The organism is Streptomyces venezuelae (genome assembly GCF_008642275.1).
Taxonomy (GTDB): Bacteria; Actinomycetota; Actinomycetes; order Streptomycetales; family Streptomycetaceae; genus Streptomyces; species Streptomyces venezuelae_E.
Map to the genome: position 1 here is coordinate 4,085,684 of NZ_CP029189.1, position 21,454 is coordinate 4,107,137.

The following is a 21,454-nucleotide window of genomic DNA, read 5'->3' on the forward strand; positions in this document are numbered from 1 at the left end:
CGGCCGGTCAGGGAACTCGTTCCGTGGTCTTCTCGTCTCATGATGTGGTACGAGGCGGTCGGATCCCGGTCGCTCGTTACACTGCACCAGCAATGAGACGGACTGAGCGAGGAGCGCACGTGGGCCTTGTCGTGCAGAAGTACGGAGGCTCCTCCGTAGCCGATGCCGAGGGCATCAAGCGCGTCGCCAAGCGGATCGTGGACGCCAAGAAGAACGGCCACCAGGTGGTCGTCGTGGTTTCCGCGATGGGCGACACGACGGACGAGCTGATCGATCTCGCCGAGCAGGTATCGCCGATGCCTGCCGGACGGGAATTCGACATGCTGCTGACCGCCGGGGAGCGGATCTCCATGGCCCTGCTGGCCATGGCGATCAAAAACCTGGGCCACGAGGCCCAGTCGTTCACCGGTAGCCAGGCGGGCGTGATCACCGACTCGGTCCACAACAAAGCGCGCATCATCGATGTCACGCCGGGCCGGATCCGCACCGCGCTGGACGAGGGCAACATCGCCATCGTCGCGGGCTTCCAGGGGGTGTCCGCGGACTCCAAGGACATCACCACCCTCGGCCGGGGCGGCTCGGACACGACCGCCGTCGCGCTCGCCGCGGCGCTGGACGCCGAGGTGTGCGAGATCTACACCGACGTCGACGGCGTCTTCACCGCGGACCCCCGCGTCGTGAAGAAGGCGAAGAAGATCGACTGGATCTCCTCCGAGGACATGCTGGAGCTCGCGGCCTCCGGTTCCAAGGTGCTGCTGCACCGCTGCGTCGAGTACGCGCGCCGCTACAACATCCCGATCCACGTCCGTTCGTCCTTCTCCGGACTGCCGGGCACCTGGGTCAGCAACGAGAATCCGCAAGGGGACGCGCAGGTGGAGCACGCCATCATCTCCGGAGTCGCGCATGACGTCTCCGAAGCCAAGATCACGGTCGTCGGTGTCCCGGACAAGCCGGGCGAGGCCGCGGCGATCTTCCGCGCCATCGCGGACGCCGAGATCAACATCGACATGATCGTGCAGAACGTCTCCGCGGCCTCCACGGGCCTCACGGACATCTCCTTCACGCTTCCCAAGGCGGAGGGCCACAAGGCCATCGAGGCCCTGGAGAAGGCCAAGGGCGCGATCGGCTTCGACTCCCTGCGCTACGACGACCAGATCGGCAAGATCTCCCTGGTCGGCGCGGGCATGAAGACGAACCCGGGCGTCACCGCCTCCTTCTTCCAGGCGCTGTCCGACGCGGGCGTGAACATCGAGCTGATCTCGACCTCCGAGATCCGCATCTCGGTCGTCACCCGCCAGGACGACGTCAACGAGGCCGTCCGCGCCGTGCACACGGCCTTCGGACTCGACTCCGACAGTGCCGAAGCCGTCGTCTACGGAGGCACCGGACGATGACCCGCACCCGGTCCTCCGGCCCGGCACTCGCCGTGGTCGGGGCGACCGGAGCAGTCGGTTCGGTCCTGCTCCAGATGCTGTCCCAGCGGGCGGACGTCTGGGGCGAGATCCGCCTGATCGCCTCCGCGCGCTCGGCCGGCCGCGTGCTGGCCGTCCGCGCGGAGGAGACCGAGGTGGTCGCCCTCACCGAGGACGCCTTCGACGGCCTCGGACCGGGCGACGTCGCCCTCTTCCTCACACCGGCCGACGTCTCGGCCCGGTGGGCCCCCGTGGTCACCACGCGCGGCGCGGTCGTCGTCGACCTGTCCGCGGCCTTCCGGGAGGACCCCGAGGTCCCGCTGGTGGTGCCCGAGGTCAACGGGGACGCCGCACGGATCCGGCCGCGCGGGATCGTCGCGGGCCCGGACTGCGTGACCGCCACCATGATCGCGGCCCTGGGGGCCCTGCACTCCGAGTACTCCCTGCGCGACCTGGTGGTCTCCTCGTACCAGGCGGCGAGCGCCGCCGGGCGGGCCGGTTCCGAGACGCTGCGCCGCCAGCAGTCGCTGGTGGCCGGGACCTCCCTGGGCGAGCAGCCCGGGGACGTGCGCCGGGCCGTGGGCGAGGACACCGGCCCCTTCGCGGCCCCGCTCGCCCTCAACGTCGTGCCCTGGTCCGGCGAGCTGCGCGCGGACGGCTGGTCCTCGCACGAGCTGGCGGTACGCGGGGAGACGCGCCGGATCCTGCAGCTGGAGCAGCTCCCGGTGTCGGTGACCTGCGTCCAGGTGCCGGTGCTGACCGGGCATTCGCTGACCGTGCGGGCCCGGTTCGAGCGCGAGGTGGAGGCCGTGCACGCCAGGGGGATCCTGGAGGCCGCGCCCGGTGTGGTGCTCGTGGACGACCCCGCGGCGGGGGAGTTCCCCACTCCGGTGGACGCCGCCGGGACGGATCCCGCCTGGGTCGGGCGGGTACGGGCCTCGCTCGACGACCGTCACGCCCTGGAGTTCTTCGTGTGCGCCGACAATCTCCGCAAGGGCGCAGCGTTGAATGCCACACAGATCGCGGAACTGATCGCAGGTGAATTTGCGTAATTCGCTTTGTAGGATCGGTGCTGATCCCTTGATCAAGGTGATGGCCCGACTGCCGTCTCGGTAAAGACGGGGCAATCGGGAAGAGCGGGTACGCATGAGGGCAACAGGGATTTTGCTGGTGAGGCGGCCTGGCGCGTACAACCCTGATGGGGGGACGCGTGTCCAACCGGCGTGGCAGACACACTGCTCGAACCGGCCGTCCGGCCGGCGCGGATCGGGATCCTCCCGTCGCGCCGGGTCCTCCGCACGCCCGGCGACGGTCTTCCCGTGATCGTGCCCGTCCCGCCGGCGGGGCCGTCGGCAGCGCCCGTACGGACAGCCGTACCGATCCGGGGCGGCCTCGTGCCCGCGCCGCGCGACAGCGCTGAGACGGAGGGGAGCAGCAGGAGCGAGGCGGCCGGGACGGCCGATCCGGTGGCCGAGGCGGCCGAACCGGCGGCCGAAGTGGTGGCCGGCACCACCGTCGACCACCTCACCGCGACCTACCAGGCGCACTACCGCTCGCTCCTGGGCCTGGCAGCCCTGCTCCTCGACGACACCGCCTCCTGCGAGGACGTGGTCCAGGAGGCCTTCATCCGGGTGCACTCCGCCCGGAACCGGGTCCGTGACCGGGAGAAGACCCTGGCGTACCTGCGCCAGACCGTCGTGAACCTCTCGCGGTCCGCCCTGCGCCGCCGCATCCTCGGCCTCAAGCTGCTCTCGAAGCCGATGCCGGACATGGCGAGCGCCGAAGAGGGCGCGTACGACCAGCTGGAACGGGACGACCTGATCAAGGCGATGCGTGGACTGCAGCGCCGCCAGCGCGAGGTGCTGGTGCTGCGCTACTTCGCGGACATGACGGAGGCCCAGGTCGCCGAGACGCTCGGAATATCGCTCGGCTCGGTGAAGGCGTACGGATCGCGGGGCATTGCCGCGCTGCGGGTGGCGATGGAGGCTGCGCAGTCATGATGGACGACCACACTCCGCCGGGCGGGGCGAGCGGGGAAGAGGAGCTGCGGATCCTCCTGCGCGGGGCCGTCGAAGGCCTGCAGCCCTCCGCGGACGCCCTGGAGCGACTACGTGACGCCGTTCCCGCGCGCCGGACCCGCAACCGCCGGGCCGCCCTCGTCGGCGCCGCAGCGGCCGTGCTGCTCGCCGGGACGGCGATCCCGGCCGCAGTGCACCTGACCTCGGCCGAGGGCGTGGCCACGGACCATCCGGCGATGGCCGGACACGGCGCCGCCACCGGAAACAAGCAGGACTCACCGGCTTCCGACCCGCACCAGAACGGCTTCGGGTCCCCGGCGAAGCCGCCCCACCCCTTCGGCGACGCCCCGTCCGCGGGCGGGGTCACCGGGCAGCCGAACGCCACGACGGGCCCCGCGTCGGACGGGCTGACGGCAGGCCCGTCGGGCGCCGGGACCTCCGCCGGAGCGGCCGGCTCCGCAGGTGCCGTGCCGGGCTCGGGACCGCTGCCGCCGGTGGCGGCTCCAGGGGTGCCCGGGTGCGGCGCGGACCAGCTCGGGGTGGTGGGCTCGTCCCGGGCCCCGGAGACCGACGGCCGGGTCTACGGCAGTTTCCGGGTCACCAACCTCTCGTCCCAGAACTGTGCCGTCAACGGCCAGGACACCCTGACGGCCGCCCCGGCGCCCGGGACCGGGGCCGGTTCGGGCCCCGCCGTCGCCGTGGTCGGCCACACCGCGGGCGATCCGGCGAGCGGGCTGCTGCCCGACCCGGCGGCGGCTGCTCCGGCGCTGGTGCTCCCGCCGAACACGGCGTACGAGGTCCGCTTCGCATGGGTGCCGTCGGGGGAGGCCTGCGCACCTGCGAACCCGGACGCGGGCGGGAAGTCCCCGCAGAGCGACACGGCGGGCACCACGAGCGGTACGGGGAGCGGACCGGCCGTCGAACCGCAGACGGGCACCTCCCCGGCCCCGGCCGGCGTGGCCGTCTCGCACACCCCGCAGTCGGGGGCCGCGACGACGCGGACGACGATCCCCGAGGTGTGCGGCGGAACGGTCTACCGGACGGGCGCGATCCCGCTGGCCTGAGGGCCGCCGGAGGCGTCCGCGCGGAGTTCCGGCGGAGGTGCCCCGGTGGCGCCCCGGGCGGAGCTGTCCCGGGCGGTGTTCCAGGCGGAGGAGCTACCGCGCTGCGGGCTCCAGCAGGCCCGCCTCGGCGTCGCGGATCGTCTCCACCTCGCGTCGGTAGAGGCGGAACCACATGAAGAGCACGAAGGCGACGAAGACGAACCACTCACCGGTGTAGCCGAGGTTCTGGAAGGCCTTCAGGTCGAGCCCGGTGTTGGTCGGTGCCTGCGCAGGCACCGGAATCATCCCCTCCGACGGGGTCTGCACGGTCAGCCAGGCGTCGTACAGCTCGTACGGGACGATGTTGACCAGCGAGGCGGCGCTGATCACCCCGAGCTGCCCGGCCGGCAGCCCGCCCTGGGAGTGGACCCCCTTCGTACCGGCGTTCTCCGCGGCCTGCAGGGCACCGCTGACCTCGACCCGGCCGGCCGGCGGGGCCGGCGCCTTCGCGGGATCCGCCACTCCCGGCAGCCAGCCCCGCACCACCGGGACGCTCTTGCCGGAGTCGGTCTTCAGCAGCGTCAGCACGTAGAACCCGGACCGGCCGTCCAGCCGCCGCTCGGGCACCAGCAGCTGGTCGCCGTACTCCCCGGCCGTGGCGGCAAGCCGCCCGGAGGTCGTCTTGTCGACCGGAAGCAGCGACTCCAGAGGCGCGGCCACCTGGTCGGCGGGCCGCTCCGCACCCGCTTCACGGTGGCTGTCGACGCGGTCCTCGAACCGGCCGAGCTGCCAGGAACCCATGAACAGGCAGAAGGGCACGGCGAGCGCGACGAAGACGTTGATCCCCCACCAGCGCGGGGTCAGGAGAAACCGGTGCACCCCACCACCGTACGGGGGGTGCACCGCCCTCCCTCCCGCAGGGTCAGTGCGGCAGGTGCTTCAGCGCGAACTCCAGCTCCATCCGGACCTGCTTGATCCGCTCCTCCACCACCAGCGAACCGTGCCCCGCGTCGTACCGGTACACCTCGTGCACCGCCCCGCGCGCGGCGAGCCGGTCCACGTAGTTGTCGATCTGGCGGATCGGGCAGCGCGGGTCGTTCACCCCCGCCGCGATGTGGACGGGAGCCTTCACCGCATCCACGTACGTCAGCGGGGAGGAGGCCTCGAAGCGGTCCGGGACCTCCTCCGGCGTGCCGCCGAAGAGGGTGCGGTCCAGGGCCTTCAGCGCCTCCATCTCGTCGTGGTACGCCGTCACGTAGTCCGCGACCGGTACGGCGGCCAGGCCGACGGCCCAGGCCTCGGGCTGCGTGCCCAGGCCCAGCAGCGTCAGGTAACCGCCCCAGGAACCGCCCGACAGCACCATGCGCGCCGGGTCCGCGAGGCCGGAGGCCACCGCCCACTCCCGGACCGCACCGATGTCCTCCAGCTCGATCAGCCCGACCCGGTGCTTGAGGGCGTCGGTCCACTCGCGGCCGTAGCCCGTCGAGCCGCGGTAGTTGACCCGCACCACGGCGAAACCGTGGTCCAGCCAGGCCGCCGGAGCCGACGCGAAGGAGTCGCTGTCGTGCCAGGTCGGCCCGCCGTGGATCTCGAAGACCGTCGGGAAGGGACCCTCGCCGTGCCCCGCCGGCCGCTGCGCGAGGGCGTGGATCCGCCCGCCCGGACCCTCGACCCACACGTCCTCGACCGGCTGCGAACCCGGCGCCCGGAAACCGGGCGGGTCCAGGACGACCCCGCCCGCGGTGGACCGTACCGCCGAGGGCTCGGCGGCCGAGGACCACAGGTACTCCACCGTCCCGTCGGGCCGCGCCGTGGCCCCCGACACCGACCCCGGCGGCGTGTCCACCCGGACGAGCTCACGCGCGGCCAGGTCGTAGCGCCACAGCTCGCTGCGCGCCTCGAAGCTGTGCGCGACCAGCAGCGCGGACCCGTCCGGGTACCACTCGGCGCTGACGTCGCCCGGCAGGTCGATCGCGAGCTCCTGCTCGGCGCCGGTGGCCACGTCCCAGACCATCGGCTCCCAGCGGCCCCGCCGCTGGTGCCCGACGAGCAGCCGGGTGTCGCCCGCGACCGGCGCGAAACCGAGGACCTCCAGCCCCAGCTCCTCGGACCCGCCCCGGGAGTCGTCCAGCTCGGCGACGGTGGTCCCGTCCAGGGTCAGGACGCGCAGGGCGGAGTGCATCGCGTCGCCGTGCTCGGTGTGCTCGACGGCCACCAGCGTTCCGTCACGGGACAGGTCGCCGACGCCCGCCGACTCCCGGTGCCGGTAGATCACGGTGGGAGCGGAGCCGTCCGGCCGCACCACGTGGACGGTCGAGCCGTCCTCGTCGGTGGAGCGCCCCACGACGGCCGTCCCGTCCCGCCCGATGGCCAGCCCCGCCGGATACGAGGGCGCGAGACCGGGGGTGGCCGGCTCGTCGGGGCCGCCCGCGAAGGGCTGGCGCACCCAGGTGCCGAACTCGTCGCCGTCCGTGTCGGAGAACCACCAGATCCACTCGCCGTCGGGGGAGAGGGTCCCGTCGGTGGTGCCGTTGGGGCGGTCCGTGGCCTGCCGCTGCTCGCCGGTGGCGCGGTCCCACGCGTAGATCTCGTAGGTCCCGGTCGCGTTGGACACGAAGAGCGAACGGTCCGGGGCGTCCTCGGCCCAGTCGGGGAGCCCGACGCGCGGTGCCCGGAACCGCTTCTCCCAGTCGGGCATGCCGGGGGTCATCTCACTGTCGCTGGTCATGCGCCCCATTGTGGCCGCACCGCTCCCCGGGATGCCGACCGCCGGGAACGGGCGGAGAGTGGAACGCATCGGCCGTCACGCCCGAGGAGGAACGATCATGGCCAAGAAGGCCCGTACCGGCCACCACAGCCACCAGGACTCCGAGCGCGCGCTGGCGAAGAACACGGCCGCGGAGGCCCGTGCCAAGGCTGCGGTCCGGGACATGCACAGCACCGCCGCGAAGACGCGCGGCATGCAGCAGAAGGCCCAGGCCAAGCGCGGCTAGGCCCGCTCCGCCGGATGTCTCTCTAGGCTGGCGCCATGCGGATGATCGTCCGGGGCGCCCGGCTGCTGCACTCCCACGGCCTGTCCGACGTCGAGGTCGCGGAGGACGGCCGCATCGCGCGGGTCCTCCCCCACGACGACCAGAAGGAACCACCCGCCACGGGCATCCTCATCGAGGCCCACGGCGGCCTTCTCACGCCTCCCTTCGTCGAGCCGCACATCCACCTCGACACGGCGCTGACCGCGGGCGAGCCCCGCCCCAACGCCTCCGGCACCCTCTGGGAGGGCATCGCCTGCTGGAGCGAACGCAAGCGGACCCTGACCCGCGAGGACGTGATCGCGCGGGCCACCGAGGTGCTGCGCTGGCAGGCCGCCCACGGGGTCCTGCACGTGCGGACCCACTGCGACGTCACCGACCCGGACCTCACCGCGCTGGAGGCCCTGCTGGAGGTGCGCGACCGGGTGCGCGACTTCATGACCCTGCAGATCGTGGCCTTCCCCCAGGAGGGCATCGTCTCCTTCCCGGGCGGCGAGGGACTGATGCGCGAGGCCGTCGCCCGCGGGGCGGACGTCGTCGGTGCGATCCCGCACTTCGAGGACACCCGCGAGGACGGGATCGCCTCGCTGCACACGGCCTTCGCACTGGCTGAGGAGCACGGCCTGCGGGTCGACGCGCACTGCGACGAGATCGACGACGAGCAGTCCCGCTTCGTGGAGGTGCTGGCCACCCTCGCCCTGCGCTCGGGACTGCGGGGGCGCGCCACCGCCTCGCACACCACCGCCATGGGCTCCTACAACGGCGCGTACAGCTACAAGCTCCAGCGTCTGCTCGCCCGCTCCGGCGTCAACCTCGTCTCCAACCCCTTCGCCAACCTGGGCCTCCAGGGCCGCTTCGACGCCTATCCCAAGCGGCGCGGCCTCACCCAGGTCAAGGAGATGCTGGCCGCCGGGGTCAACGTCGCCTTCGGCCACGACGACGTGATGGACCCCTGGAACCCGCTGGGTACCGCGAACCCGCTGCAGACCGCCCTCGTCGGGCTGTACGCCGCCCAGCTCACCGGCGCCGACGAGATCCCGGAGGCCTTCTCGATGGTGACGGAGCGCGCGGCGCGGGTGCTCGGCCTCGCGGAGACGGAGTACGGCGTCACCGCCGGCGCCCCCGCCTCGTTCGTGCTGCTCCCGGCCCCGTCGCCCGAGGAGGCCGTCCGCCGCCAGGTCCGCCCGCGGTACGTCGTCTCGCGCGGCACCGTCCTCGCCGAGACCCCGCCCGCCCCGACCCGGCTGAACTGGCCCGGGGAGTCCCCGTCCGAGATCGACTTCGGCCGCCGCCTACGCTGACGACCCATGAAGACGTGGACACTTGACACCGCATCGGCCCGCGCCGCGCACGAGATCGCCGCGGAGTACGCGGACACGACCCTCCTGAACCACTCGGTCCGTTCCTACGCCTTCGGCGCCCGCTACGCCGAGCAGCACGGCCTGGCGTACGACGCGGAACTCCTCTACGTCAGCGCCCTGGTGCACGATCTGGGCCTGACCGCGCCCTTCGACAGCCACACCCTGCCCTTCGAGGAGGCGGGCGGCCATGTCGCGCGCGTCCTGACGGCGGGCCTGGGCTGGCCGGCGGCCCGCCGGGCGCGCGCCGAGGAGGTCGTCGTCCTGCACATGCGGGACGACGTGAGCGCGGCCGAGGACGTGGAGAGCCACCTGCTGCAGGTCGGTACGAGCGCGGACGTCTCGGGCCTGCGCGTCGCCGAGTTCGATCCCGCCTTCACGGCCGAACTCCTCGCCGCGTACCCGCGGGGCGACTTCGGAGCGGCGTTCCTCGCGCTGGTCGAGGACCAGGCCGCCCGCAAGCCCGGCTGCGCGGCGGCCGCGTACGTGGCCGGCGGCGCGGCCACCCGGATCGGCGCCAACCCGCTGGACCGGATGCGGGCATAGCCCCGCACGCGGGGGTCACGCACATCGGCCACCGGGTCGGATAGCGTGCCCGCATGTCGTGGGACGAGGACGGAACACCGCACCCGCTCGCACTGCGCCGCACCGGCCGCAGCGAACTGGAGCCGGACCGGCTGCCGGAGATGCGGGAGCTGGAGGTCCTCGGCTGGGAGCCGGCCCCCGAGGACCTGCGCTGGGTGTTCCTCCCGTACGTGTGGCCGCCCGCGGACCGCACCTGGATCCCCGACCGGTCCACCCACTGGGCCGTGGACACCACCCTGGACGGCCACGGGCACATCACCGGAGTGGAGTGCGCGCCGCTGCCCGAGCCCGACCTCCGGGACCTCGACCGCGAGGCCGACGAGGCCCTCGCCGGGCTCGGGATCCCGCCGCGCCCGCGGGGGCGCCTGTGGCTGCTGCGCCCGGTCGGCGGGTTCACCAGCCTCGGCGCACTTCTCGACCACCTCGACCGCCTCGACCACATCGACGACCTGGCGGACGTGCGCGCCGTGGCGCCCCGGCCCTCGGCCGCCTTCCTCGCGCTGGTCCGGGCCGAACTCGCCGGACTCGCCGCCTCCGGGGAGCCGTGAGGCGGGTCGGCCCCGCGCCGGGGCGAGACCGTTCCCGTGGCGCACCGACCGCCGGCACAGAACAGGGCCGTCCTGTGCTCCCGTGGCTACCCTTGTCGTGAGGGGGTACTGCCGGGAGGCGATCTCATGGGTCGGCGCCATCACTTCCACATCGACCACGACGGGCACTCGGTCAGCGCCACGGTCGAGACCGGGCGCACCGCCGTCGTGGAGGTACTGGTCGACGGCAAGGAGACCGGACACGCCACGACGCACGACGACCACCCCGTGACCGTGCACGTCGAGCTGCCGACGGATCCACCGACGCAGGTCTCCGTCCGTGCGACGCCCGGGCCGGGCGTACCCCGCTGCATCTTCGAGGCCCCGGCCATGGAGCCGCACATCATGTCCCCCCGCCCCTACTGACGGCGGCGGCCGCCGGGCACCCGCACACCACGGCGAAGCCCGGTCAGTCGCGGCGCTCGACGGCGTCCGGCTCCAGCCGGATCTCCTGGACCTGATAGCAGTCCGAGTAGACCGTGGCGACGACCGCCCCGCACGCGCACACCAGGTTCGGCCCCCATTCGCCGTCCATCCCGCAGCAGTAGCCGCGGCGCATGGCGACGTCCGGGTGTTGCTCCAGGCCGATGCCGTCACCCGGGTGGAGCACGACGGTGCGGCTCGGACCGGATTCGACGAGCAGGCCGGACGACTCGTCCAGTACGTACGGCGGGCCGGAGGGGTCGGGGTCTACGGCGAACGTCCCGGGGGCCATCCGCACGATCGGCCGGTCGGTATGACCGTTCGCGTCGGTGGGCCCGGTCTCGGGCTGGTACCACCCGTCGTCCGTGTGCGGTTCGGGCAGGGGCCGCTCGGTCACGGCCGGCGTCACCGCACGGTGGCAGGCACGGCACTGGAAGACCGTCATGTTGGGGCACCTCGTTCGTCGGGTCGGTCGTAAGGACCGAAGGAGGAACACTGCTTGCCGGATCGGTTGCCGGAGTCACGTGGGGACACCGCGTCCCCGGGGAGGCACTCGGGGCAGCCGCCCTGACGGGCCGGTTCAGCTCCCGCCGGTGAGTTGGCCGCTGAGCGTGCCGTGCAGGCGGGCGCTGGGGTCGTTCAGGCCGGTGATCTCCACCCGCTTGCCGCGCTGCGCGTACCGGTGCTCGATCGCGTCGAGGGCGGCCACGGAGGAGGCGTCCCAGACATGGGCGGCCGAGAGGTCGACGACCACCTTCTGCGGATCGCCCGCGTAGTCGAACTGCTCGACCAGGTCGTTGGAGGAGGCGAAGAACAGCTCGCCGGTCACGTGGTAGACGACCCGGCCGCCGTCCGGATCAGGGACCGGGGTGACCTGCGCGAGGTGCGCGACACGCCTGGCGAAGATCACCATCGCCGTGACGGAACCCACGACGACGCCCACGGCCAGGTTGTGGCTGACGACCACGCACACGACGGTGACGACCATGACGGCGATCTCACCGACGGGCATCCGTGCGAGGGTCCTCGGCGCGATGGAGTGCCAGTCGAAGGTCGCGAAGCAGACCATGACCATGACGCCGACGAGGGCCGCCATCGGAATGTCCGACACCACCGGTCCGAAGACGATGCACAGCACCATCAGGAACACACCGGCGAGGAAGGTCGACAGCCGCGTCCGGGCGCCCGACACCTTCACGTTGACCATCGTCTGGCCGATCATCGCGCAGCCGCCCATGCCGCCGAAGAACCCGGTGACGATGTTCGCGATGCCCTGGCCGACGGACTCCCTCGTCTTCGAGGACCGCGTGTCGGTGATCTCGTCGACCAGCTTCGCCGTCATCAGCGACTCCATCAGCCCGACGAGGGCCATGGCCAGCGCGTACGGCGCGATGAGGGTCAGCGTCTCCAGGGTGGGCGGCACGTCCGGCAGTCCTGGCACCGGCAGCGCGGACGGCAGCGCCCCCTTGTCGCCGACGGTCGGGACCGCGATGCCCGCGGCCACGGTGATCACGGTGAGGACCACGATGGACACGAGCGGCGCCGGGACCGCTTTCGTGACCTTCGGGAAGAACACCATCAGCGCCAGCCCCGTTGCCAGCAGCGGGTAGACGGCCCAGGGAACGCCGAGCAGTTCGGGGACCTGGGCCATGAACACCAGAATGGCCAGCGAGTTGACGAAGCCGACCATGACCGAGCGCGGGATGAACCGCATCAGCTTCGCCACGCCGAGCAGACCCAGCACGATCTGGAAGACGCCGGCCAGGATCACCGCCGCGATGAGATGGCCCAGCCCGTGCTCCCGGTTCAGCGGGGCGATCACGAGGGCCACGGCGCCCGTCGCCGCGGAGATCATCGCCGGACGCCCGCCGACGAACGCGATCACGACGGCCATCGTGAACGAGGCGAACAACCCGATCGCCGGATCCACCCCGGCGATGATCGAGAACGAGATCGCCTCGGGGATCAGGGCCAGTGCGACGACCAGCCCGGCGAGGACCTCGGTGCGGAAGACCTTCGGCGAGAGCCAGGCCGGGCGCGCCGGACGACGGACGTCGCGCAGCCACGCGGATATGGGGGTGGGGGAAGCAGACACGGGGCGCAGACCTCGGGCTCGGGCACACCCGGGCCGGTAGGCGGGCGCGCGGAGAAACACGCGAAGGAGGAGCTCGCGCAGGGTTCTTGGAGGAGGCCGGCCAAGGCGCCCTCCGAGATCTCTCCCGAATGAACTCCGAAGACGCAGGAAGGGCCTGATCCGCGATGCGGATCAGGCCCTTGACCTGGTCTTACTCTGTCGGGGTGGCGGGATTTGAACCCACGACCTCTTCGTCCCGAACGAAGCGCGCTGCCAAGCTGCGCTACACCCCGATCGCCGCCTTGCAGCGCTTGCTGTCCTGGCGACATCGATTACTTTAGCGGACCTCTCGCCGGAGACGAAATCCGGTTTCGCGGAGCGGTCGCGGCGCCAGGGGAGGCGTCGGGCGGAAGCGGTCCACCGTGACCAGGGCGAGGCCGAGCGCGTAGAAGGCGGCGCCCAGGACCAGCGCGTTCACGGTCACCTGGGCGTAGCCGTACCGGGCCGCGTCGACGAAGGGGTACGGGTACCGGCGCGCGGTGCCCGGGGCGAGCAGGGCGCCGCGGAGCAGCGCGAAGGTCACGTACACCAGCGGGTAGGCCAGCCAGAGGGCGGCGTGGCGCGGGCGCAGCGTGCGCGGGGCCGTGAGGAGGAGGAAGTCCAGGAGGGCGCCGGCCGGGGTGACCGTGTGGAGGAGCTGGTTGGCCACGGCCCTGGCACCGGTCAGCCGGGCGAGGTCCGCGACGACGTTGAAGGGGCTGGAGGGGTTGGCGAGGACCAGGTGGAAGACGAGACCGGTGATCAGGATGAAGAGGAGGACCCCGCCCCGGTAGAGGGGAGCGACGTCGGGCCGGCGCCGCCAGGTGCGTGCCGCCGACAGCCCGAGGACGACCGCGACCAGCAGGTTCGTCCAGATCGTGAAGTAGCTGAGGACGACGGGCACGCTCCCGTACGCGCAGTCGATGGCCACCCCCACCACGGCCGCGGCGCAGACCAGGGCGCGGAACACCACCGGGACGAGGCGCGACGGGGCGGTCATTGCCGCAGCGTATTACCCCTTCGGGGTCAGCGTCAGGAGCGTCGCCTCCGGCGGGCACGCGAAGCGGACCGGGGTGAACCGGTTGGTGCCGCAGCCCGCCGAGACGTGCAGGTACGCGCGGTTGCCCTCCGCCTCGTGCGTGGAGAGCCCCTTCACCCGCTTCGTGTCCAGGTCGCAGTTGGTGACGAGCGCCCCGTAGAAGGGGATGCACAGCTGTCCCCCGTGGGTGTGGCCGGCGAGGATCAGCGGGTACCGGTCGGCAGTGAATGACTCCAGGACGCGCAGGTACGGGGCGTGCACCACCGCCATCGAGAAGTCCGCGTCCGCCTCCGGGCCGCCGGCGACGCTCGCGTAGCGGTCCCGCTTGATGTGCGGGTCGTCGAGCCCGGTGAAGGCCAGCTCCAGACCGTCCAGCTTCAGCCGCGCCCGGGTGTTGGTGAGGTTCAGCCAGCCGGCCGCGTCAAAGGCGTCCCGCATGTCCTCCCACGGGTTGTGGACGGCGCCGACGACCGGCTTGTTGCCGTTCAGCCCGTGCCGGCCCTGGGTCCGCTCGATCAGGTAGCGCCCGGGGTTGCGCAGCCGCGGCCCGTAGTAGTCGTTCGACCCGAAGACGTACACCCCCGGGAAGGACATCAGGGGACCCAGCGCGTCGAGCAGCTCGGGGATGCCCTCGGTGTCGGAGAGGTTGTCACCGGTGTTCACGACGAAGTCGGGGCGCAGCCCTGCCAGGGACTGCAGCCAGGCACGCTTCTTGCGCTGCCCGCCGACCATGTGGATGTCGGACACCTGGAGCACGCGCAGCGGGCGCATCCCCTGGGGAAGGACAGGCACCGTGACCCGGCGCAGGCGGAAGGACCGCGCCTCGAAACCGGCGGCATAGGCCACACCCGCGGCCCCGACCGCAGCGATTCCGGCAGCTGCCTTCAGGGGTACTCCGTAACGCGCACGCATGGACCCATCGTCGCAGACTGGGAAAACCGGTGAGCGCCACTGCCCCCGCACCTGGCAGACTCAGCTGCATGACCACGCTCAAGGCCAAGCTCCAGGAAGACCTCACGACCGCCATCAGGGCGCGCGACGAACTGCACTCGTCCACGCTGCGCCTGACCCTCTCCGCCATCACCAAGGAGGAGGTCGCGGGCAAGGAGGCACGTGTGCTCTCCGACGAGGAAGTCCTCAAGGTGATCGCCAAGGAGGCGAAGAAGCGCCGTGAGGCCGCTGAGGCCTTCGCCCAGGGCGGCCGTCCCGAGCAGGCCGCGCGCGAGACCGCGGAGGGCGAGTTCCTCGACACGTACCTGCCCAAGCAGCTCAGCGACGACGAGCTCGTCGCGATCGTGGCGCAGGCCGTCGCCGAGGCCAAGGCCGCGGGTGCCGAGGGACCGCGTGCCATGGGCGCCGTCATGAAGATCGTGAATCCGAAGGTCGCCGGGCTGGCCGAGGGCGGGCGGGTCGCCGCCGTCGTCAAGCAGCAGCTCTCGTAGGACCGGGAAGCGCAGGAAAGGGGAGGGCCCCGGCCGGTGTCGGCCGGGGCCCTCCCCTTTTTCGTACGTCGTACCGTGCGGCGACCGCCGACCGTCACCGGTCAGTCGCGGCCGCCGATCACGCCGGCGGTGTTCGGGTCGATCGAGATCCCGGGGAACGGGGGTTGCGGCTCGACGTCGCCCGTCGCGCCGGTGGCGCCTCCGTTGTTCCCGCCGTTCTGACCGCCTGGCCGGCCGCCGGGCTTGCCGTCACCGCCGGGCTTGCCGGGCCGGTTCGGGGTCGTGGGGGGCTTGTTGCCGCGCGGGCCTCCGGTGGGGAGTGTCGGCTCCGCGATGCCGACCGTGACGAAGGTGCCCGACTCGCGGCCGGAGAGCGCGCCGCTGACCGCGTCCTTCCAGATCGGGCCGGGCAGACCGCCGCCGAAGACCTTGTCGAAGGGCTTGCCGCCGATCACGATGTTCTCCATCGTGATCTTCTTCGCGCCGCCCGAACCGACCCACACCGCGCCGGAGACGTTCGTCGTGTAGCCGACGAACCAGGCGTTGTAGCGCTCGTCCGTCGTACCGGTCTTGCCGGCGCTGTCGCGGTCGCTCAGACCGGCCCGCTCACCGGTGCCGGAGTCGACCACTCCGCGCAGCAGGGTGTTGATGGTGTCGGCCGTCTCGGTGGCCATCGCCCGCTCGCACTTGGCCTTCGGTACGGCGAGCGCCTTGCCGTGCGCGTCGGTGATCGACTCGATGGCGACCGGGGTGCAGTAGACACCGCGGTTGGCGAAGGTCGCGTACGCGTTGGCCATCGTCAGCGGCGAGAGCTCGGCGGAGCCCAGCGCGATCGACGGAGCCTCGGGGATCTTGGAGCCGTCGGCCGGGACCACGCCGAGCTTCTGCGTCATCTCCGTCACCGGGCAGAGGCCGATCTCGCCGATCATCTCGACGAAGTAGGTGTTGATGGACTTCTCCATCGCCGTCCGCAACGCGTACGGGCCGACCTCGTCCTCGGTCTCGTTCTTCGCCGTCTGGATCTTCCCGTTGATCGGGAGGTTCAGCCACGAGGTGCCGTCGCAGCGCGAGATCGGCGTCGGGTACTCCAGCTTGTTCGGCGCCGGGTACACCTTGGTCGCCGGCATGCCCCGCTCTATGGCGGCCGCGGCGATGAACGGCTTGAAGGTCGAGCCGACCTGGAAGCCGAAGTTCGAGCCGCCCATCCGCTTGTCCACGGAGTAGTTGATCTGCGTCTCGTTCTTCCCGAAGCCGTACGGCTTGGACTGACCCATCGCCAGCACCCGGCCGGTGCCCGGCTGGACCATGGTCACAGCCGTCGCGATCGAGTCCTCCTGGTAGACGTGGTCCTTGATCGACTCGTTCGCCGCGTCCTGCGACTGCGGGTCAAGGGTGGTGCGTACCGTCAGGCCGCCCTGGTTCCAGATCTTCGCCCGGTCCTCGCGCGTCTTGCCGAAGGCGGTGTCGGTCAGGAAGGAGTTGCGCACGTAGTCGCAGAAGAATCCCGCGCCCTTGACGGCGGTGATGCAGCCGTTCTTCGGCTTGGTCACCTTGAGCGTGACCGGCTTGGCCTTCGCCGCGTCCGCCTCCGCCTGCGAGACGTCCTTGGTGTCGGCCATCCGCTGCAGGACGATGTTGCGGCGCTTCATCGCCTCCTGCGCGTCGTTCACCGGGTCGAACCGGCTCGGCGACTGCACGACGCCCGCGAGCAGCGCGGACTCCTCCAGCGTCAGGTCCTTGGCCGGCTTGCTGAAGTAGCGCTGGGCGGCGGATTCGATTCCGTACGCCTGCTGCCCGAAGTAGGTGATGTTGAGGTAGTTCTCGAGGATCTTCTTCTTCCCGAGCTCCTCCTCGACCTGGATCGAGTACTTCAGCTCGCGGATCTTGCGGCCGAGGCTCTTCTCCTGGGCCTCGCGCACCTTGGTCTCGTCGTCACCGGCCTCTTCGACGAACACGTTCTTCACGTACTGCTGGGTCAGGGTGGAGGCGCCCTGTGCGGCGCCGCCTTCCTGCGCGTTGCGGTTGACCGCGCGCAGGATGCCCTTGAGGTCGACCGCACCGTGCTCGTAGAAACGCGAGTCCTCGATGGCGACGATCGCCTTCTGCATGTACGGGGAGATCGCCGTGAGGGGGACCACCTGACGGTCGCGCGAATAGACGGTGGCGATCGTGCCACCCTCGGCGTCCAGAATCGTGGTCCGCTGGCTCAGTGGCGGAGTCTTGAGATTGGCCGGGATCTCGTCGAATCCCTCGACCGTCCCCTTGGCCGCCAGGCCCAGGGCGCCTGCGGCCGGAATCGCCATGCCGGCCAGTACGACCCCGGAGAGGACGGACACTCCGAGGAACTTGGCGGCCTGCTGGCTCCCCGTGAGCCCGCCGCCCGAGCGGTTCTTTCCCATAGGGGGCAGCCTACGTTCTCATTCGCCGGACACGTGCGAATGCCTTGGCCTAAGCTGTCCCCAACTGTCACAGCAGTGTGGTGCGACATCAACCCCTCGGCTTGATTTTCACCCTTCCCGAATGGGGTGGACACATGTCCGAATCTCGCCCCTCCGCTGAAGTAGAAGCGACGATTACACCCGAATTGCCGCAATGGTCGGGCATGTCGCCGGATCACTCCGTCGGGTGATCTGCCGCTTACCCATAGTCCGTTCGGACCATTCAAGATTGGGCCCGTCGGGGGTGTTGCACCGTGCTCGCCTTCCGTAACGTCCTCAACTGGCAGCGGTGAATATGCCGCTACCGCCGTGGGGGAGCCTCGATTCGGGAGAGGACGGCGCCGGGATGGGCTGGGTTACCGACTGGAGTGCGCAGGCAGCCTGCCGCACTACCGATCCGGATGAACTGTTCGTTCAAGGAGCGGCACAGAACAGGGCCAAGGCGGTGTGCACCGGATGTCCGGTGCGGACCGAGTGCCTGGCCGACGCGCTCGACAATCGTGTCGAGTTCGGCGTATGGGGCGGAATGACCGAGCGGGAACGGCGTGCGCTGCTGCGCCGGCGTCCCACCGTCACCTCGTGGCGACGGCTGCTCGAAACCGCACGTACGGAGTACGAGCGCAGTACGGGCATCCTCACCATGGATGCAGACGCGGAGATCGACGTGTCGTACGAGACGTACGCGGCAGCCGGGTAGATCACACGGCCGCCACGACGTACGAACGCCTACGCTCCGGCCGGCACCCCGGCCGCGAGTCGTTCTCCGATGGCCCGTAGCCCGGCGAGGTCGTGCACATCGCCGGGCAGGGCGGCCACCTCCGCCACCGCCACTTCGGGGTGCAGTGAGGTGAACCGATCGCGTGTGCGCTGCTCACGCGCGATCACCTGCATTCGTTCGGCGTGCAGGCGCAGCAGGCCTGCCGTGATCCGGTCGACGACCGCGGTATCGCCTTCGGTGCCGGGAGAGCCTGTCTCGGGAGGGTTCGCGGTCTGAGCGGTCCGTGTGGTCTGAGCGGTCCGTTCGGTCGGGGCGGTCTCGGTGGTACCCGTGGGCTCCGCGCCCGGGTCACGAAGTCCAGCTTTCCCGGACTCCTGATCGACAATGCCGCCTTCTTCAAGATTCTCTGCGGCGGCCAACGCCCGCTCTGCGGACAGCTGGTCGGCGCCACTGACGTGCACCCGGTTCAGTACCAGACCGGCCAGCGGCATGCTCTCCGCGGCCAGCCGCTCCACGAAGTACGCCGCCTCGCGCAGGGCGTCCGCCTCGGGCGCGGCGACCACGAGAAAGGCCGTGCCGGGCGCCTGGAGGAGCCGGAAGGTCGCGTCCGCGCGCGTGCGGAAGCCGCCGAACATCGTGTCCATCGCGGCCACGAAGGTCTGGACGTCCTTCAGCAGCGAGGCCCCCATCAGCTTGCTGAGGGTGCCGGTCATCATCGACATGCCGACGTTCAGGAACTTCATCCCGGCCCGGCCGCCCACCTTCGCCGGCGCCATCAGCACCCGGATGAACTTCCCGTCGAGGAAGGACCCGAGCCGCTTCGGCGCGTCCAGGAAGTCCAGCGCGGACCGGCTCGGCGGAGTGTCGACGATGATCAGGTCCCAGTCGTCCCGGGCCCGCAGCTGCCCCAGCTTCTCCATCGCCATGTACTCCTGCGTGCCCGCGAAGCCGGCCGACAGCGACTGGTAGAACGGGTTGGCGAGAATGGCCCGGGCCCGCTCGCCGTCCGCGTGCGCCTCGACGATCTCGTCGAAGGTCCGCTTCATGTCCAGCATCATGGCGTGCAGTTCACCGTCGCCAGCGCCCACGGTCTCCACCTTGCGCGGGGTGTTGTCCAGCGAGTCGATCCCCATCGACTGCGCGAGCCGCCGCGCCGGGTCGATGGTGAGCACGACCGCCTTGCGCCCGCGCCCGGCCGCCCGTACGCCGAGCGCCGCGGCCGTGGTGGTCTTGCCGACCCCGCCCGCCCCGCAGCACACGATGATCCGGGTCTCCCGGTCGTCCAACAGCCGGTCGACCGCCAGCCGTGGCGGAGTGTCCATGCCCACGGTGCCCACCCCCTCGCTCATTCGGCCACCGACTGCTTCCGCAACTCCTTGGCCAGCGCGTACAGCCCGGCCAGATCCATCCCCGCGCCGAGCAGGGGCAGTTCGTACGTCGGCAGGTCCAGCCCCGCCAGTACGGCGCGCTGCGCGCGCTCCAGCTCCACCCGGCTCGCGTGCTCGGCAGCCTGCGTGAGCAGCGGGTCCACCAGCCGCTCGGCCAGCCCGCCGCGCCGCGCGCCGCCGAGGCCCGCCCGGGACAGCGACTTCGCCACCCCGGCGCGGTGGTCGCCGGCCGCGGTGCGCAGGGTGTCCTCGTCCAGGTGGTGCGGCCGGACCATGTTCACGACGACCCGTCCGACCGGAAGTCCGGCGCGGCGCAGTTCCTCGATGCCGTCCGCGGTCTCCTGGACGGGCATCTCCTCCAGCAGGGTGACCAGGTGCACGGCGGTCTCGGGGGACTTCAGGACCTTCATGACGGCCTGGGCCTGGTTGTGGATCGGCCCGAACCGGGCCAGGCCCGCCACCTCGTCGTTGACGTTCAGGAAGCGGGTGATCCGGCCGGTCGGCGGCGCGTCCATGATGACGTGGTCGTAGACGAACCGGCCGCTCTTGTCCTTGCGCCGCACGGCCTCGCACGCCTTGCCGGTCAGCAGCACGTCGCGCAGTCCCGGCGCGATCGTCGTCGCGAAGTCGATGGCGCCGAGCTTCTTGAGCGCGCGGCCGGCCGAACCGAGCTTGTAGAACATCTGGAGGTAGTCCAGCAGTGCCCGTTCGGCGTCGATGGCGAGCGCGTAGACCTCACCGCCCCCGCCGGGCGCCACGGCGATCTTCCGTTCCTCGTAGGGGAGTGCCTCGGCGCCGAAGAGCTGCGCGAGCCCCTGCCTGCCCTCGACCTCCACCAGAAGAGTCCGGCCGCCCTCGCGTGCGAGGGCAAGCGCGAGTGCCGCGGCGACCGTGGTCTTGCCGGTGCCGCCCTTGCCGCTGACCACCTGGAGCCTGCTCACAGCGTCCGAGCCTAATTCCTCGGGTTCGGCTCCGGGGGTGCCGGGTGGTTCTGCCGGAGTGTTCGGGGGGTGAGCTCCGTTACGTCCGCGCCTGCCCGGGTGAGGTGGCCGGACGTCGGTTCCGGGGGCGGCATGCGCCCCGCACGACAGGCACTACCCTCGCTCCCATGACCAAGAAGTTCGAATACGCGACGGTCCCGCTGCTGGTTCACGCCACCAAGCAGATCCTGGACACCTGGGGCGAGGACGGCTGGGAGCTCGTCCAGGTCGTGCCCGGCCCGAACAACCCCGAGCAGCTCGTGGCCTACCTCAAGCGGGAGAAGGCATGAGCGCCGTAGAGGCGAAGCTGGCCGAGCTCGGCCTGACGCTCCCCGACGTCGTCCCGCCGCTGGCCGCGTACCAGCCCGCCGTGCGCTCGGGCTCGTACGTCTTCACCGCGGGCCAGCTCCCGATGGTCAAGGGCAGCATGCCGATCACCGGCAAGGTCGGCGCCGAGGTCTCGGCGGAGCAGGCCAAGGAGCTGGCGGCGACCTGCGCGCTGAACGCCCTGGCCGCCGTCAAGTCCGTCGTCGGTGACCTCGACAAGATCGCGCGTGTCGTGAAGGTCGTCGGCTTCGTCGCCTCCGCCCCCGACTTCACGGCCCAGCCGGGCGTGCTGAACGGTGCGAGCGAGCTGCTGGGCAAGGTCCTCGGCGAGAAGGGCGTCCACGCCCGCAGCGCGGTCGGCGTGGCGGTCCTGCCGCTGGACGCGCCGGTCGAGGTCGAGATCCAGGTGGAGCTGGTCGCCGGAGCCTGACCCCTCGGGGCGGTTCCGCCAGGACGGGCCGGGTCGCGCGCCGCGCGGTTCCCGGCCCGTCGTGCGTGGCACCGCCGGGGGGCGGGAGCGCGGTGGCCGCCAGCGGCGCCGGCGCCCCGTGTCG

The 21,454-nt window shown here is 71.4% G+C and carries 22 protein-coding genes and 1 tRNA gene; 13 read left to right on the forward strand and 10 right to left on the reverse strand.

Features of this window, described 5'->3' with window-relative positions:
- Window positions 1–119: 119 nt before the first annotated feature.
- The 4 genes from DEJ51_RS18060 to DEJ51_RS18075 all read left to right on the forward strand — a co-directional run bounded on the left by DEJ51_RS18060 (window position 120) and on the right by DEJ51_RS18075 (window position 4,494).
- Entirely contained in the window at window positions 120–1,394 is a 1,275-nt protein-coding gene (locus tag DEJ51_RS18060; RefSeq protein ID WP_030755832.1) for an aspartate kinase, read from the forward strand.
- Window positions 1,391–2,464 carry an aspartate-semialdehyde dehydrogenase gene (locus DEJ51_RS18065; protein WP_150258519.1) on the forward strand — a complete coding sequence of 358 codons (1,074 nt, stop codon included), beginning with the start codon at window positions 1,391–1,393 and terminating at the stop codon, window positions 2,462–2,464. Before DEJ51_RS18060 ends, DEJ51_RS18065 begins: the two co-directional genes overlap by 4 nt.
- Window positions 2,465–2,635: 171 nt before the next feature.
- Complete coding sequence (locus DEJ51_RS18070; protein ID WP_411757328.1) at window positions 2,636–3,412, forward strand: SigE family RNA polymerase sigma factor; 777 nt, start codon at window positions 2,636–2,638, stop codon at window positions 3,410–3,412.
- Window positions 3,409–4,494, forward strand: coding sequence for a hypothetical protein (locus DEJ51_RS18075; protein ID WP_150258520.1), 1,086 nt, complete (start codon window positions 3,409–3,411; stop codon window positions 4,492–4,494). The genes DEJ51_RS18070 and DEJ51_RS18075 overlap by 4 nt, the downstream gene beginning before the upstream one ends.
- Before the next feature lie 93 nt (window positions 4,495–4,587).
- Here the strand turns inward: DEJ51_RS18075 and DEJ51_RS18080 are convergent, their stop codons facing one another.
- Window positions 4,588–5,352 (reverse strand): SURF1 family protein, encoded by a 765-nt coding sequence (locus DEJ51_RS18080; protein WP_150258521.1) that lies wholly within the window; start codon window positions 5,350–5,352, stop codon window positions 4,588–4,590.
- Window positions 5,353–5,395: 43 nt separating this feature from the next.
- Complete coding sequence (locus DEJ51_RS18085) at window positions 5,396–7,201, reverse strand: prolyl oligopeptidase family serine peptidase (protein ID WP_150258522.1); 1,806 nt, start codon at window positions 7,199–7,201, stop codon at window positions 5,396–5,398.
- A 97-nt stretch (window positions 7,202–7,298) separates the two neighbouring features.
- Here DEJ51_RS18085 and DEJ51_RS34560 point away from each other — a divergent pair, with 97 nt between their 5' ends.
- The 5 genes from DEJ51_RS34560 to DEJ51_RS18105 all read left to right on the forward strand — a co-directional run bounded on the left by DEJ51_RS34560 (window position 7,299) and on the right by DEJ51_RS18105 (window position 10,398).
- Window positions 7,299–7,466, forward strand: a complete 168-nt coding sequence (locus DEJ51_RS34560; RefSeq protein WP_158781069.1) for a hypothetical protein — start codon at window positions 7,299–7,301, stop codon at window positions 7,464–7,466.
- A 35-nt stretch (window positions 7,467–7,501) separates the two neighbouring features.
- On the forward strand, window positions 7,502–8,803 hold the full coding sequence (gene codA, locus DEJ51_RS18090) for a cytosine deaminase (RefSeq protein WP_223835859.1): 1,302 nt from the start codon (window positions 7,502–7,504) through the stop codon (window positions 8,801–8,803).
- A 6-nt stretch (window positions 8,804–8,809) separates the two neighbouring features.
- Entirely contained in the window at window positions 8,810–9,406 is a 597-nt protein-coding gene (locus DEJ51_RS18095) for an HD domain-containing protein (protein ID WP_150258523.1), read from the forward strand.
- A 53-nt stretch (window positions 9,407–9,459) separates the two neighbouring features.
- Complete coding sequence (locus DEJ51_RS18100; RefSeq protein ID WP_190620459.1) at window positions 9,460–9,993, forward strand: DUF5956 family protein; 534 nt, start codon at window positions 9,460–9,462, stop codon at window positions 9,991–9,993.
- A 126-nt stretch (window positions 9,994–10,119) separates the two neighbouring features.
- Complete coding sequence (locus DEJ51_RS18105) at window positions 10,120–10,398, forward strand: hypothetical protein (RefSeq protein WP_150258524.1); 279 nt, start codon at window positions 10,120–10,122, stop codon at window positions 10,396–10,398.
- Window positions 10,399–10,441: 43 nt separating this feature from the next.
- Here DEJ51_RS18105 and DEJ51_RS18110 read toward each other — a convergent pair whose 3' ends face one another.
- From DEJ51_RS18110 to DEJ51_RS18130, 5 genes are all read right to left on the reverse strand, one after another.
- A complete protein-coding gene (locus DEJ51_RS18110; RefSeq protein ID WP_150258525.1) occupies window positions 10,442–10,900 on the reverse strand; it encodes a hypothetical protein in 459 nt (152 codons plus the stop codon).
- Window positions 10,901–11,035: 135 nt separating this feature from the next.
- Window positions 11,036–12,550, reverse strand: a complete 1,515-nt coding sequence (locus tag DEJ51_RS18115; protein WP_223835860.1) for a SulP family inorganic anion transporter — start codon at window positions 12,548–12,550, stop codon at window positions 11,036–11,038.
- A gap of 198 nt (window positions 12,551–12,748) precedes the next feature.
- Window positions 12,749–12,822: transfer RNA gene (locus tag DEJ51_RS18120), tRNA-Pro, on the reverse strand.
- A 44-nt stretch (window positions 12,823–12,866) separates the two neighbouring features.
- Window positions 12,867–13,568, reverse strand: a complete 702-nt coding sequence (locus tag DEJ51_RS18125) for a Pr6Pr family membrane protein (RefSeq protein WP_150258526.1) — start codon at window positions 13,566–13,568, stop codon at window positions 12,867–12,869.
- 12 nt (window positions 13,569–13,580) lie between these two features.
- Complete coding sequence (locus DEJ51_RS18130; RefSeq protein WP_150258527.1) at window positions 13,581–14,519, reverse strand: metallophosphoesterase; 939 nt, start codon at window positions 14,517–14,519, stop codon at window positions 13,581–13,583.
- A gap of 68 nt (window positions 14,520–14,587) precedes the next feature.
- On the opposite strand from DEJ51_RS18130, the gene DEJ51_RS18135 reads away from it, so the two are divergent.
- Window positions 14,588–15,049, forward strand: a complete 462-nt coding sequence (locus DEJ51_RS18135; RefSeq protein ID WP_150258528.1) for a GatB/YqeY domain-containing protein — start codon at window positions 14,588–14,590, stop codon at window positions 15,047–15,049.
- Between the two features lie 101 nt (window positions 15,050–15,150).
- Here DEJ51_RS18135 and DEJ51_RS18140 read toward each other — a convergent pair whose 3' ends face one another.
- Window positions 15,151–17,448 carry a transglycosylase domain-containing protein gene (locus DEJ51_RS18140; protein ID WP_150258529.1) on the reverse strand — a complete coding sequence of 766 codons (2,298 nt, stop codon included), beginning with the start codon at window positions 17,446–17,448 and terminating at the stop codon, window positions 15,151–15,153.
- A 385-nt stretch (window positions 17,449–17,833) separates the two neighbouring features.
- Between DEJ51_RS18140 and DEJ51_RS18150 the strand changes: the two genes are divergently transcribed.
- Window positions 17,834–18,184 (forward strand): WhiB family transcriptional regulator, encoded by a 351-nt coding sequence (locus DEJ51_RS18150; protein ID WP_030009547.1) that lies wholly within the window; start codon window positions 17,834–17,836, stop codon window positions 18,182–18,184.
- Window positions 18,185–18,213: 29 nt separating this feature from the next.
- Here the strand turns inward: DEJ51_RS18150 and DEJ51_RS18155 are convergent, their stop codons facing one another.
- Window positions 18,214–19,554, reverse strand: coding sequence for an ArsA family ATPase (locus tag DEJ51_RS18155; RefSeq protein ID WP_150258530.1), 1,341 nt, complete (start codon window positions 19,552–19,554; stop codon window positions 18,214–18,216).
- On the reverse strand, window positions 19,551–20,534 hold the full coding sequence (locus tag DEJ51_RS18160) for an ArsA-related P-loop ATPase (protein ID WP_150258531.1): 984 nt from the start codon (window positions 20,532–20,534) through the stop codon (window positions 19,551–19,553). Before DEJ51_RS18160 ends, DEJ51_RS18155 begins: the two co-directional genes overlap by 4 nt.
- Before the next feature lie 167 nt (window positions 20,535–20,701).
- Between DEJ51_RS18160 and DEJ51_RS18165 the strand changes: the two genes are divergently transcribed.
- On the forward strand, window positions 20,702–20,863 hold the full coding sequence (locus DEJ51_RS18165; protein ID WP_007264966.1) for a DUF4177 domain-containing protein: 162 nt from the start codon (window positions 20,702–20,704) through the stop codon (window positions 20,861–20,863).
- Window positions 20,860–21,330, forward strand: coding sequence for a RidA family protein (locus tag DEJ51_RS18170; protein ID WP_150258532.1), 471 nt, complete (start codon window positions 20,860–20,862; stop codon window positions 21,328–21,330). Before DEJ51_RS18165 ends, DEJ51_RS18170 begins: the two co-directional genes overlap by 4 nt.
- The last annotated feature ends 124 nt before the right edge of the window (window positions 21,331–21,454 follow it).